Origin of the sequence: Glutamicibacter sp. 363, from assembly GCF_052379505.1 — a bacterium.
Lineage (GTDB): Bacteria > Actinomycetota > Actinomycetes > Actinomycetales > Micrococcaceae > Glutamicibacter.
In genome coordinates, this window is sequence record NZ_JBQSYR010000010.1 from 33,534 (window position 1) to 46,183 (window position 12,650).

The 12,650-nt window shown below is 62.9% G+C and carries 9 protein-coding genes and 2 tRNA genes; 6 read left to right on the plus strand and 5 right to left on the minus strand.

The window, feature by feature from the left end:
• Positions 1 to 18 precede the first annotated feature (18 nt).
• The 3 genes from ACT3UA_RS07620 to aceE form a co-directional block, all read right to left on the minus strand.
• Positions 19 to 942 (minus strand): ACP S-malonyltransferase, encoded by a 924-nt coding sequence (locus ACT3UA_RS07620; protein WP_096287015.1) that lies wholly within the window; start codon positions 940 to 942, stop codon positions 19 to 21.
• 175 nt (positions 943 to 1,117) lie between these two features.
• Positions 1,118 to 2,326, minus strand: a complete 1,209-nt coding sequence (locus tag ACT3UA_RS07625; protein WP_444615853.1) for a PucR family transcriptional regulator — start codon at positions 2,324 to 2,326, stop codon at positions 1,118 to 1,120.
• A gap of 144 nt (positions 2,327 to 2,470) precedes the next feature.
• Complete coding sequence (gene aceE / locus ACT3UA_RS07630; RefSeq protein WP_444615855.1) at positions 2,471 to 5,215, minus strand: pyruvate dehydrogenase (acetyl-transferring), homodimeric type; 2,745 nt, start codon at positions 5,213 to 5,215, stop codon at positions 2,471 to 2,473.
• A 404-nt stretch (positions 5,216 to 5,619) separates the two neighbouring features.
• Here aceE and ACT3UA_RS07635 point away from each other — a divergent pair, with 404 nt between their 5' ends.
• The 5 genes from ACT3UA_RS07635 (at position 5,620) to ACT3UA_RS07655 (ending at position 8,503) form a co-directional block, all read left to right on the plus strand.
• Positions 5,620 to 5,994: a DUF3052 domain-containing protein gene (locus ACT3UA_RS07635; RefSeq protein WP_096287059.1), complete on the plus strand. Its 375-nt coding sequence runs from the start codon at positions 5,620 to 5,622 to the stop codon at positions 5,992 to 5,994.
• Entirely contained in the window at positions 5,994 to 6,446 is a 453-nt protein-coding gene (locus ACT3UA_RS07640; RefSeq protein WP_444615857.1) for a redoxin domain-containing protein, read from the plus strand. The genes ACT3UA_RS07635 and ACT3UA_RS07640 overlap by 1 nt, the downstream gene beginning before the upstream one ends.
• A gap of 97 nt (positions 6,447 to 6,543) precedes the next feature.
• A tRNA-Val gene (locus ACT3UA_RS07645) sits at positions 6,544 to 6,619 on the plus strand.
• Positions 6,620 to 7,286: 667 nt separating this feature from the next.
• The gene (locus tag ACT3UA_RS07650; RefSeq protein ID WP_096287007.1) at positions 7,287 to 8,276 is read left to right on the plus strand and encodes an LLM class flavin-dependent oxidoreductase; all 990 of its coding nucleotides are present in this window, start codon (positions 7,287 to 7,289) and stop codon (positions 8,274 to 8,276) included.
• A gap of 151 nt (positions 8,277 to 8,427) precedes the next feature.
• A tRNA-Val gene (locus ACT3UA_RS07655) sits at positions 8,428 to 8,503 on the plus strand.
• Positions 8,504 to 9,013: 510 nt separating this feature from the next.
• Here ACT3UA_RS07655 and ACT3UA_RS07660 read toward each other — a convergent pair.
• Together ACT3UA_RS07660 and ACT3UA_RS07665 are read right to left on the minus strand one after the other, a co-directional pair.
• Positions 9,014 to 10,627, minus strand: a complete 1,614-nt coding sequence (locus ACT3UA_RS07660) for a helix-turn-helix transcriptional regulator (RefSeq protein WP_444615860.1) — start codon at positions 10,625 to 10,627, stop codon at positions 9,014 to 9,016.
• Between the two features lie 40 nt (positions 10,628 to 10,667).
• Positions 10,668 to 11,897: an NAD(P)-binding domain-containing protein gene (locus ACT3UA_RS07665; RefSeq protein ID WP_444615862.1), complete on the minus strand. Its 1,230-nt coding sequence runs from the start codon at positions 11,895 to 11,897 to the stop codon at positions 10,668 to 10,670.
• A 141-nt stretch (positions 11,898 to 12,038) separates the two neighbouring features.
• Between ACT3UA_RS07665 and ACT3UA_RS07670 the strand changes: the two genes are divergently transcribed.
• Positions 12,039 to 12,650, plus strand: coding sequence for a class I SAM-dependent methyltransferase (locus tag ACT3UA_RS07670; RefSeq protein ID WP_096287003.1), 612 nt, complete (start codon positions 12,039 to 12,041; stop codon positions 12,648 to 12,650).

A 12,650-nucleotide genomic window follows, 5' to 3' on the forward strand; every position in this document is an offset into this window, starting at 1 on the left:
CGGAAAGCTGCCCGTCTGCTAGTTGGCGGTGTGCTCGGCGACGAAGTCGCGGGCCGCGCCCAGGTCTTCGGGAGTTTTCAGCGCGAGGGTTTTCACGCCCTTCAGTCCGCGGCGGGCGAGGCCCACCAGGGTGCCTGCGGGGGAGAGCTCCAGCAGGCCGGTGACGCCCTGGGCTGCGAGGGTCTCCATGCACAGGTCCCAGCGGACCGGGCGGGAGACCTGGGCTACCAGCGAGCCGAGGTTCGCCTCGCCGCTGGCCACCGGGGCACCGTCGAAGTTCGAGAGCAGTAGCTGTGCCGGGGCCTGCGGGGTCAGCGTTTTGGACAGTTCTTCGAGCACGCCCACAGCGGGGGCCATATGACTGGTGTGGAATGCGCCGGCGACCTTCAAGGGGATCACGCGGGCCTTCGCCGGCGGGTTGGCCACCAGCGTTTCCAGCTGCTCCAGGGTGCCGGCGGCGACTGTCTGTCCGCCGCCATTGGCGTTGGCCGGGGTCAAGCCCAGTTCGTCAAGCTTGGCGAGCACCTCTTCGGGGTCTCCGCCGAGCACCGCTGCCATGCCGGTAGGGGTGGCGGCCGCGGCTTCGGCCATCGCATTGGCGCGGGTGCGGACGAAGCTCATCGCATCGTTTTCGCCCAGCGCACCGGCCAGGGCCGAGGCGGTGATTTCGCCGACCGAGTGTCCGGCGAGGACGGCGCCGGCGGGCAGCTGCGCACCGAACAGTGCGCGCGCGGTCACCAGTCCGGCGGCGACGATCAGCGGTTGGGCGACGGCGGTGTCCTTGATGGTCTCTTCATCCGAGACGGTGCCGTGGGCGATGAGATCGCGTCCGGTGATCTCGCTCAGGGCCGACAGATGGTCGCGAACGCCATCCACTTCGAGCCAGTCGGTGAGGAAACCTGGGGTCTGGGAGCCCTGTCCGGGGCAAACGATTGCTAGCACTCTTACAGCTTTCCAAATAGTTGCGGCTCCACGCGCGGTATTTCGGTACCAAGCTCGTGGTGGCTCTTTGTAGGAACTCTACAAAAGCTTATCGTACGCCGAGCATGAAAACCCATGTAATGCGCTTGTGTTGCGCCGGTTGAACTGTGCGGTCTCCATAAAAACCGGGGTGCGGCTAGTTCGCCTCGGCGAGCCGGCCGACCACCAGCGCGGTTTGCAGCACAAATGCGTCGCGGGGCACCAGCGGATCCCAGCCGGTCACCTCGGAGACGCGCTTGAGCCGATAGCGCACGGTGTTCGCGTGCACGAACAGCGCCCGGGCGGTCCCCTCCAGGGAGTGCCCCAGGGAAAGATAGCTGGAGAGCGTTTCGAGCAGGCCGTTGCCGGCATGGAGCAGGGGCAGGTAGACGCGCTCGATCAGCGCGGTCCGCGCCATCGGGTCGCCGTTGAAGACGCGCTCGGGCCACAGGTCATCGGCGCCCACCGGCGCGGGCGCCTGCGGCCAGGCCTTGGCCGCGGCATAGCCGGCCACCGCGGCACTGGCGGCGGTGTGCATATCCTTCACCGTGGCGGCCACCGGAGAGTAGACGAGCGGGCCCGGTCCGAAGAACCTGGCGAAGCGCGAGAGGTCGGCTTCCTCGAATTTGGTATCCGAGAGCATCAGGATCGCCCGCTCGCCGAGCACCCCCACCAGCGAGTCGCTGGAATAGCGCAGCGCCATCCGGCGCAGCGCGGCGACGAAGGTCACCGAGTTCGAGCCCGGGGTGGTGCCCACCATGATGCGGATGTTCTTCTGCGACTTCCAGCCGATGGCCGCGATGCGCGAGGACAGCGAATCCTGGGATTCTCCGTGCAGCACCGCGTCCACCACGTGGGCTTCGAGGCGCGAGTCCCAGGCGCCGCGGGTTTCGGCGGCCCGGGCGTAGACGTCGGCGGCGGCGAAGGCGACCTCACGCGAGTAGCGCAGCACCGCCTCGCGCAGCTGGGCCTGTTCGTTCTCCGCGGCGATATCGGGCACCTGGGATTCGACGACCTCCACGATGGTGCGCAGCAGCGCCAGCGCTTTCTGCAGCGAGATGGAGCGGGTCAGCTCGGTGGGGGCGGCGCCGAAGACGTCGTTCATCACCCAGGCCGGGGTGGATTCGGGTTCCTCGTACCAGGAGACGAAGGTGGAGATGCCCTTCTGCGCGACCAGCCCGAGCGCGGCGCGTTCGTCCGGCTCCAGCGAGCGGTACCAGGGCAGGGATTGGTCCAGGTATTTCAGCGCCGTGGTGGAAAGCACCCCGAGGTGGCTCTTGAGCCGGCGGATGGTTTCCGGGGTGGGCTTGGGCAAACGCACGGCGCGCGAGCGCACGCTGGATGTGGGTTCGACCTGAGGACTCATAATTCACAGCATACGGAAGTTTTCCGGTACTCGCTCGTAGGTTTGCCCCGCCGCGAAGCGAATATGAGGTTAATAACCGCAAGGGCACGAAGGCAGTTGAACTGCCTTCGTGCCCTTGCCGCCTCGGCTTGGCCTAGCTCGAGGCTAGGAGTCGCCGCCCGCGTTGCCGGAGGTTCCGGCGTTCGGGTTGTTCAGGTCGTACTTGGCGTGCGCCTTCACCGCGGTGTCCGCCGGGATCTCGCCGCGTTCTGCCAGCGAGGCCAGGGTCTTGACCACCAGGGTGTGCGAGTCGATCTTGAAGAAACGACGCGCCGCGGCACGGGTGTCGGAGAAGCCGAAGCCGTCCGCGCCCAGGGTGTGGAATTCACCCGGGACGTAGGGGCGGATCTGCTCCGGCACCGCACGCATGTAGTCGGTGGTGGCGATGACCGGACCGGTGGTGGACTCAAGCTTCGAGGTCACAAACGGCACCGGGCGAGTGGAGGATGGATCGGTGAGCACCTTGTCGTCGGCGATCTGGCCGTCGCGCGCCAACTCGTTCCAGGAGGTCACCGACCAGACATCGGCGGAGACACCCCACTCATCGGCGAGGATCTGCTGGGCTTCCACGGCCCAGGCAAGTGCCACGCCGGAGGCCAGCAGCTGGGCGCGCGGCCCGTCGGTGGTCGCTTCCTTCAGCAGGTAGATGCCCTTGACGATGCCCTCGACGTCCACATTCTCCGGCTCGGCAGGCTGGGAGATCGGCTCGTTGTACACGGTGAGGTAGTACATCACGTTTGGATCTTCGTGCTTCCCGCCGTACATCCGGTCCAGGCCCGAGCGCATGATGTGCCCGATCTCGTAGCCGAAGGCCGGATCGTAGGTGACCACTGCCGGGTTGGTTGCGGCAAGCAGCGGCGAGTGGCCGTCGGCGTGCTGCAGGCCCTCGCCGGTCAGCGTGGTGCGCCCTGCGGTGGCGCCGATGATGAAGCCACGGGTCATCTGGTCCGCGGCCGCCCAGAAGGCGTCACCGGTGCGCTGGAAACCGAACATCGAGTAGAACACGTAGATCGGGATCAGCGGCGCGTCGTGCGTGGAGTAGCTGGTGCCCGCGGCGGTGAAGGCCGCGACTGCGCCGGCCTCGTTGATGCCCGGGTGGATCAGCTGTCCGGCAGGGGATTCCTTGTAAGCCAGCACCAGATCGCGGTCCACGGACAGGTAGTTCTGCCCGGCCGGGTTGTAGATCTTGGCGGTGGGGAAGAAGGAGTCCATGCCGAAGGTGCGCGACTCATCGGGCACGATCGGCACGATGCGGTGGCCGAAGTCCTTATCGCGCATCAGGTCCTTGAGCAGGCGCACGAAGGCCATGGTGGTGGCCGCCTGTTGCTTGCCCGAACCGCGCTTGGCGAAGGCGTAGGACTTGTCCCCGGGCAGGGAGATCGGCGTGCTGGTCTCCTTGCGGCGGGTTGGCACCGCGCCGCCGAGTTCCGCACGGCGTTCCATCATGTATTTGTACTCCGCGGAGTCAACACCTGGGTGGTAGTACGGCGGCAGGTACGGATCGGCTTCGAGCTGCTCGTCGGTGATCGGGATGCGCAGGTGATCGCGGAAGCCCTTGAGGTCTTCCAGGGTCAGCTTCTTCATCTGGTGGGTCGCGTTGCGCGCCTCGAAGTGCGTGCCCAGGCCGTAGCCCTTCACGGTCTTGGCCAGGATGACCGTTGGCTTGCCCTTGAACTCGGTGGCTGCCTTATAGGCCGCGTAGACCTTGTGGTAGTCGTGGCCGCCGCGCTTGAGGTTCCAGATCTCGTCGTCGGTGTACTCGGAGACCAGTTCCTTGGTCTCCGGACGCTGGCCGAAGAAGTGCTCGCGCACGAATGCGCCGGACTCCGCCTTGTAGGTCTGGTAGTCGCCATCCGGGGTCTGGTTCATGACGTCGACCAGTGCACCGTCCGGATCGGCTTCGAGCAGGGCATCCCACTCGCGGCCCCAGACGACCTTGATGACGTTCCAGCCGGCACCGCGGAAGAAGGCCTCGAGTTCCTGCATGATCTTGCCGTTGCCGCGCACCGGGCCGTCGAGGCGCTGCAGATTGCAGTTGACCACGAAGGTGAGGTTATCCAGCTTTTCATTGGCTGCCAGCTGGAGGAATCCGCGCGACTCCGGCTCGTCCATTTCGCCGTCGCCCAAGTAGGCCCAGACGTGCTGGTCGGAGGTGTCCTTGATGCCGCGGTTGTGGATGTAGCGGTTCAGCTGCGCCTGGTAGATGGCGTTTGCCGGGCCCAGACCCATCGACACGGTTGGGAACTGCCAGAAGTCCGGCATCGAGCGCGGGTGCGGGTAGGAAGGCAGCGCGTGGCCTTCCTTGGACTTCTCCTGGCGGAAGCCGTCCATGTCCTCTTCGCCCAGTCGTCCTTCGAGGAAGGCGCGGGCATACATGCCCGGGGAGGCGTGGCCCTGGAAGAAGACCTGGTCTCCGCCGCCGGCGTGGTCCTTGCCGCGGAAGAAGTGGTTGAAGCCGACCTCGTAGAGGGTGGCCGCACCGGCATAGGTGGAGATGTGTCCGCCGACGCCGATGTCAGGGTGCTGGCCGCGGTGCACCATGATCGCTGCGTTCCAGCGCATGAATGCGCGGAAGCGGCGTTCTACGGACTCGTCGCCCGGGAATTCTGGTTCCTGGTCCACCGGAATGGTGTTCACGTAGTCGGTGGTGGTCACGTGTGGGACACCGACGGATTTCGCGCCGGCACGCTGCAGCAGCGAGCGGATGATGAACTGGGCACGTTCGGTGCCCTGCGCCTCGACGAGCGAGTCGAATGAGTCCAACCATTCCTGAGTTTCCTCGGGATCCCGATCGGATAGCTGGTAAGTCAAACCACTACGGATCTGGGAGATGTGTTCCTCTACAGCCACGGAAGCTCCTTGATTGAATTGCGGCTCCGTCGATCTGGTCTAAGTTTTGGACCGTTCAACGGGTTGGGACTTTGAGACAGGCACACTTGAGTGACGTGAGCATCTCGTTTCAACCCATACTCTAGTTCTTATGGGGAAGTGAAAAGTACACGTTTTTGACCCAAAAACGGCTTATATCTGACTTATTGAGTGACATGTGCAACTCAGTACAGGAGCTATGCGGGCAATGGTCGTGTAAGAATGATGTTAGTCACAATGCATCGAGGTAGAATTACCGGCGTGTTACGTCGTTAGCGCTTGAATGGGACGGCAAAAGAGTGTTTTGTTGTTAGTAACGCTTTGTAGCAGCAGGAGGAAATGAAGTGAGCGACGCCGTATCGGCAAACCTGGAACCCGCTAAGATTATGGGTTTCAAAGATGAAGACCTTATTCAGGAACTGGGCTATGACGAAGACGTGGACTTCGATCTTCGCGATGCTATCGAGGACCTGACCGGTTCAGAATTGCTCACCGAAGACGACCACGACGTAGTCGATTCAGTCATTTTCTGGTGGCGCGACGGCGATGGTGACTTAGTCGACGCCCTAATGGATTCATTGGATTGCCTTGATGAAGGTGGCATTGTTTGGCTGCTAACCCCTAAGCAGGGTCGGGCCGGACATGTGTCCCCAACCCAGATTCAACAGGATGCTCCCACCGCGGGGCTTCATGTAACTACAACCGAGGGTGTCTCCGAGGATTGGTCCGCCATCCGCCTGGCACCACGCAAGAAGAACTAATGATCGAAACAGGTTCACGCCTGTTCGATTTCTCGCTGGAAAATCAGTACGGCGAAACGATCACCAGCACCCAGCTCGCTTCGGGCCGGGTGCTGGTGGTTTTTTATCCGTGGGCATTTTCCCGCGTCTGTGGATCCGAACTGGCAGAAATCCAAGAACACCACCAAACGTTCCTCGATCGGCAGGTGCGAGTGGTGGCAATCTCGGTGGATCACAAGTTCACGCTGCGCTCCTACGCCGAATCCCTGGGCATCGAATTCGACCTGCTCGCCGACTTCTGGCCCCATGGGGCGGTTGCCCGGCTGGCTGGAGCCTTTGACGAAGAAAAGGGCGTGGCAACACGCCTGACTCTCTATCTGGTGGACGGCGTCGTGCAGGATGTGATGACCAGCTCGATGACCGAACCGCGCCGTCTGGAAAGCTACTTCGAGGCGGTCAAGAGGTCGCGGTGACGTTGCTCGCCGGCTTCCCTCGATTTGCACGGTGAGGAAAATGCCGGTAAATTTATCTCTCGTTGGCTTGGATAAACGCAAGGCAGCATAGAGATTTGGGCCTTTAGCTCAGCTGGTAGAGCGTCACGTTTACACCGTGAATGTCATCGGTTCGATCCCGGTAGGGCCCACCAAAATTTCATAGTTCAAAACGGCATTTAACCGATTTTGAAAACACGATTCAGCGGCTCGCCCCTCAGGGTGGGTCGCTGTTTTCATGCAGCAAGATCGTAGAGCATATGTTGGCAGTGTTAGTCCTGGTGCTCATGTGTTTTGGGTGACTTCTGTACACCCTTTTGGCACTTAACCCTTGATTGCCTGCAGTAGATCATCGAGAGGTTCGGCAGAAGTGATGACGAGGCCCAAGATCCCTCGACTGCCAATCCAAAGAACCATCTAGACGTTGTCGATTAATTCCTCAGCGATGTGCGTCATCAGGGTTCGAAAGTAGACACGGCGTTCCACAAAGACATCAACACCCGACCAAGTTGTTGATCAGAATCGACTTGTAGGGTCCTGCGGTGTCGTGGCGCAACCCAAAGTAATGCATATCGTTTGAATGGCACGGGGTTCACCGGAGAGTGTTGATTTCATAGAACGAGGATCTTCAGCGGACGGCTGTTCTCCGTGGACGGTACGGATGCCGGGGAAAGGCGATCGTGATCGGTGTCCTGCTGCCGAAAGCGCCTGTGAGCCGGAGGGTATTGGAATAGGAATGCGCTCAGCGTGGTTACTGCTTAAAGCGACGAAATTCCGTTTTGCGAAGAAGATACTGCAAAAATTCTAACTTTAGGAAACGATTTGCCTGTTCCGTTGAGCATTCTTGATCTTGCCTCCATCTCTGACGGCTCCACAGCTCGCGAGGGGATCGCCGCTTCGATGAAGACCGCCCGGCTGGCAGATGAACTTGGGTACCATCGGCTGTGGTTTGCCGAACATCACAACACCTCAAGTCTTGCCTCGAGCGCCACGGCGTTGCTCATCTCGCAGGCGGCCTCGGTCACCGAGAGGATTCGAGTGGGCTCTGGTGGCGTGATGCTGCCCAACCACTCTCCGCTGATGGTCGCTGAGCAGTATGGAACCTTGGCTAACATGCACGGTGATCGGATCGATCTGGGTCTTGGCCGCGCACCAGGAACAGACGGTATGACCGCGCAGGCGCTCAGTCGTTCCTCGGCTGATCCGCAAGAGTTTGCGCGGAGCATTTATGACCTGCAGGGCTGGTTCGGGGAAACCGGCACGGCCCACAGCATGCCGATCGTCTCTGCGGTGTCAGCCGGCATGAACGTGCCGATTTGGGTGCTTGGCTCCACGGTTAATGGTGCCTCTATTGCCGGTCAGTTGGGTCTGCCATTTTCGATCGCCTCGCACTTCGCTCCGGAACAAGTTGACCACGCGCTGAAAGTCTACCGAGAGGCATTCAATCCGCAGTCGGTGACGGCTCAGATTGAAAAGCCCTACGTGATGGCTGGCATCAACGTGATGGTCGCGGACACCGATGAGGAAGCGGCGCGAGAATTCACGGTGATAGAGCAGATGTTCCAAGATATTCAGCACGGACAATCGCGCAAGCTGCAGCCTCCGGTGGACCCAGCGACGCTGGCAAGCCACGGCGCCATGAGAAACCCGATGCTGAAGATCAAGGCGGTGGGCGCTGCCTCGACGGTGAAAGCTGAGCTGGATGCGTTTGTGCAGCGAACCGGTGCGGATGAACTCATTACGACGACCTACGCCTTCGATCCAGCTGTGCGTGATCGTTCCCTGCAGCTCCTTGCGCAGGCCTGGTTTTAACGCTTCCAGTCGTGGCGCAATCTGGGTGAGCTTGGACCGAGCCGTGATGCGGGAGACGCACGTCACTGCCTGTTGATTTGCGCGGATAGGGAATCGCAAGTAAAGTTATTCTCTGTTGGCGCGAAGGAGATTCTTCGTTCAGCAATGGTCAGGGCCTTTAGCTCAGCTGGTAGAGCGTCACGTTTACACCGTGAATGTCATCGGTTCGATCCCGGTAGGGCCCACCAAGCGAAACCCGCTTCATCTAGTCTAATCAGGCTGGATGAAGCGGGTTTTCTCGTATTTGATTGCGAAACGGGACGATCCGGCCTGACCAGACTGCCATAGCCACGGCATGCGAATGCCCAGACTGGTCGAATAAGGGCCCGACAACGAAAACCATTGGGCCTGTATGGTGCATTGAGCCCGGCGGAAAGAAGCCGACTTACGGGAGACTGGCGATTGCTCGGGCCATAGTTGCGCTGCATCTGGCTGCCCAGAAGGTGGGGCGGTAGTGCACGCACATTTACTTCGCCCGAAAATTTGGCCAGTTGAGGCTTTGCCGATTAGCCATGCGATTTATCCACGAGGCAAGTCCCAGTTGGGCAGGCACAGAGCGCACGGGTGCGCCCGGGCTATCTCCATAGATTAAAACGAGGGAGCTCGATATGAGGCCGCATTGCTCGCCATGCCCGGAGCATCCAAGTACGGGCCCGGGCCCACGCGAGGCACCGGCCCGGAGGCGTACCTGAGCGATTTCAAGCCAGAGCGTGTTCGTAGGCCCAGGCCGCGGCCGCGGTGCGCGATGGCACCTGGATCTTGGTGAAGATATTGCTCAGGTGCCGGGCGACCGTCTTTTCGCTCAGATAGAGTTCCTGGGCAATCTGCCGGTTGCTGTGCCCGGCGGACACCAACTGCAGCACTTGGACCTCGCGAGCGGTCAGCCCGCCCGGAGCGGGTTCGGCGTGGCCGACCGCCTGCAGCAGCGACTGGGCCGCGGCGCCTTGCGGAGTGGCGCCCAGCTGCTCGAAGGTGGCCGTGGCGGCCTGCATCTCCGCATGAAAGCTGCGGGTGTCGCCGACCGCGAGCAGGGAGCGGGCCAACAGGACCCGGGAGCGAGCGCAGAGATAGGGTGCGCGGATCTGCCCGAAGTCCTGCACCGCCTTGCGGGCATAGGGCAGAGCTCCGTGGGCATCGTCCTTGGAGAGCTCCAGATCGGCGTGGGCATAGGCGGCCGCGGCCAGGGTGATCAGGCAACCGGTGGCATCAGCCTGTCCGTCCAACTCGCTCAGCAACCGCTCCGCCGCGTCCCGGGCGCCCAGCCGCAGCTCGATCTCGATGCCGGCCGGCAAGAGCGCGAGGCGTTGGGCGGGCAGCTGGCGTTCACCCAGGCACCGGCGGATGGCGGCCAGGGCGGAGCCGGCCGAGCCATTGGCCAACCACAGCAGTGCTAGTCCCGGCTGCGGGTCGCAGCCATACTCCGCCGCAGCCTGGTAAGCCTCATCGGAGGCGCTGAAATCACCTTGGATGCGCAGCAGATCCCCGCGTTCGCGCTGCGCGACTCCTGCGGAATAGGGCTGGGAGCGGAGCTCGAAACGGTGGCAAGAGGTGGTGAACTCGTCGATGGCCGCACCCCAGGAACCGCGCAGGGCCAGGATCTGCCCGGTATGCAGCGAACATTCCCCGCCGAAAGCGGTAATCTGCGGACGCTCCGCCCGCCAGGCGGCCAGTGCCTCGGTCCATTGGGACACCCGGTCGATGGCGCCGATTTCCTGGCAGGCTTCGATGGCGGCGCACCAGACAAGCCCGGTGGGTATGGCCTCGCATTCCCCGGCCAAGACCAGGGCCATGGCCTCGTCGAGCATGTCGAAGCCGGCCGGCACCCGCCCGGCGTAGATGCTTGAGCGGCCGCTGGCAACCAGGGCCAGCGCCTGCAGGTCCGCGTTGTGGTGAATGCGTCCGAGCCGCAGGATTTCGGCGGCTTGTTGCCTCACGACGGCAAATCCGCCGCTCATCAGCGCCTGATGCAGCTGCAGCACGCCGTGGTAGCCTGCGGCCACCTCAAGCGCCGGCGGCAACGCGCCGGCGGCGGATCCATGCTCGGCCAGCAGGGAGCGCGAGCGAGCCAACCAGCCATTAAACAGCGCGGGCTGTCCGCTGGTGCCATAGACCATGGTGATCCTGAAGGCCGCCTGCAATGCCTGCGCCGGTTGATGCTGCTCGCCGAACTTCACGAATGCCTGGTGCAGCAGGTCAAGACCGCGGGCGGATTCGCCGGTCAAATGGGCGTGCGTGCCTCGGGCCATCAGCTGCTCGGGCTGCAGATCCTGATGCTCCGGTTGGTGCGCTGGGTCAGATTCGGGATTATCCATGGGCGTAGCCTCACTTGCGAGGTTACGCCCATGGAATTTGCTATGCAATCATCCGCTCGGTGTCCGCGGCCTTGCGCGGGCTCGATGCGCGGGGGATGATCTGCCGTGCGACGTAGGCGGCATCGCGCCCCACCCCGAAGAGGTTCATCGAAGCCTCCGAGTGCTGGAAGGCCAGTCCGCAGAAGTACAGCCCCGGCACGTCCTGGGCGACGCCGCGGTATTCGCGCGGCCAGCCGGATTCATCGAGCACCGGCAATTTCAGCCAGGAGTAATCGTGGCGGAATCCGGTGGCCCAAATGACGTTGTCCACCTCCAGCACGGTGCCGTCGGCAAGCACCGGCTGGCCGTTGCGAACCCCGGTGACTCGCTGCTCGTGCCATTTCACGCCCCTGGCGGCCAGATCCGCGCGTTTCACCCGGAGCCGCGGCGCCCCGTGCTCCAGAACCTCTTGGCGCTTGCGCCGGCCGAAGGCGGTGCTGCGCGTTTCCAGGTAGGTGTGGGCGAACATCACCAGCGGAACGACCACGTGGATCAGCGGACTGCCCCAGGGCACTGGGACCTCACCGGTGTCGCGTCCGCACAGCATCGTCGGGTGCCGCTGGGCAACTTCCCACGCGATATCGCAGCCCGAATGCGAGGCGCCGACCACCAGCACCGGGCCGGGTTTGAGCTGTCCCGGGCGGCGGTATTCGCTGGAGTGCAATTGCAGGATCTGTTCGTCGAGCTCATCGGCCAGCTGCGGGATGGCCGGCAGCTGGCCGAAGGGGCTGGTGGCGATCACGACCTGCTGAGCGTGGATTTCTCCCGCAGCGGTTTGTGCCACGAAGCGTTGCCCGTACCCGGTGAGCGAGCTGACCCGCGCCCGGCAGAGCACCGGCAGCTCGAAGCTGGCCGCATAGTGCTCCAGGAAGTCGGCCAGTTCGTCCTTGCTGGCAAAGCCGCCCGGTTCGCCGGGGAACTTCATCCCGGGCAGATGATTGACCCGATTGGTGGTATACAAGCGCAGCGTATCGTACTGGTGGCGCCACTGGTCGCCGATCCTTTCCCCGGCTTCCAGCACAAGGCAGTCTCCGCCGCGTTCCTTGAGCTGCTGGGCCGCGGAGAGCCCGGCCTGGCCGGCGCCGATGACCAGTGTGTCGACGTTGCGCACCGGCTGGGTGGGTGTTGATTTTTCCTGCTTGTGGTTGGACATGACATCCTCCATGCGAGCCATGGAAATCAGCGAAGACTTCGCTGGTTTACGGTGCCGGGAAGCCCCCGAACCGATCATGGATTTCACCTTACGCAGCCAGCGGCCAGGTCCGCGTCGGGCGATTGATGCAACGTCGCACCGCGGACCCATGGGTAAAAATACCCATGGCCGCGGCATCGTGAATGGTGCTTGTGCACGCCGGCGTGGGAAACTGGAGGCATGAGTGCTCCCGAAGAAAACGTATGGCTCGCCGCGGTGCGCGCCAATCCCGACCATGCCCAGAACTATGCTCAGCGGTGGCGGAAAATTGTCGCCGAGGGCAACGATATTTTCGGTGAAGCCCGAACGATTGATGCCATGGCCGAGCGGGGGAGCCGGATACTCGATGCCGGCTGCGGTACCGGTCGCATCGGCGGCTGGCTTGCCGAGCGCGGACACCAAGTAGTCGGCGTCGATCTGGATGAGCACCTCATCTCGGTGGCCCGCGAGGACTACCCGGCAGCGCAGTGGCACGCCGGAAACCTTGCCACGTTCACGTTGGACGACGAGTCCGGCGCGGCCCAAGAATTCGACCTCATCGTCTGTGCCGGAAATGTGCTGACCTTCCTTGCCCAGACTGAGCGGCTGCCTGCGTTGCAACGGCTGCGCGGGCATTTGGCGTCGGAAGGCCGGCTCGTTGTCGGCTTCGGTTCCGGGCGGGGCTACGATTTCGCCGAGTTCGAAGCGGATGCCGCGCAGGCCGGACTCGAGCTGCAGCAGCGCTACTCCAGCTGGAATATGCATCGGGCGGCCGACGACTTCCTGGTCGCCGTGCTTGGACGCAGCGCATAG

Bases quoted from the DNA above. Each gene is read 5' to 3' on its own strand.
- ACT3UA_RS07625 (WP_444615853.1), bottom strand. From the start codon at position 2,326: ATGAGTCCTCAGGTCGAACCCACATCCAGCGTGCGCTCGCGCGCCGTG.
- ACT3UA_RS07635 (WP_096287059.1), top strand. From the start codon at position 5,620: ATGGGTTTCAAAGATGAAGACCTTATTCAGGAACTGGGCTATGACGAA.
- ACT3UA_RS07640 (WP_444615857.1), top strand. From the start codon at position 5,994: ATGATCGAAACAGGTTCACGCCTGTTCGATTTCTCGCTGGAAAATCAG.
- ACT3UA_RS07660 (WP_444615860.1), bottom strand. From the start codon at position 10,627: ATGGATAATCCCGAATCTGACCCAGCGCACCAACCGGAGCATCAGGAT.
- ACT3UA_RS07665 (WP_444615862.1), bottom strand. From the start codon at position 11,897: ATGATCGGTTCGGGGGCTTCCCGGCACCGTAAACCAGCGAAGTCTTCG.
- ACT3UA_RS07670 (WP_096287003.1), top strand. From the start codon at position 12,039: ATGAGTGCTCCCGAAGAAAACGTATGGCTCGCCGCGGTGCGCGCCAAT.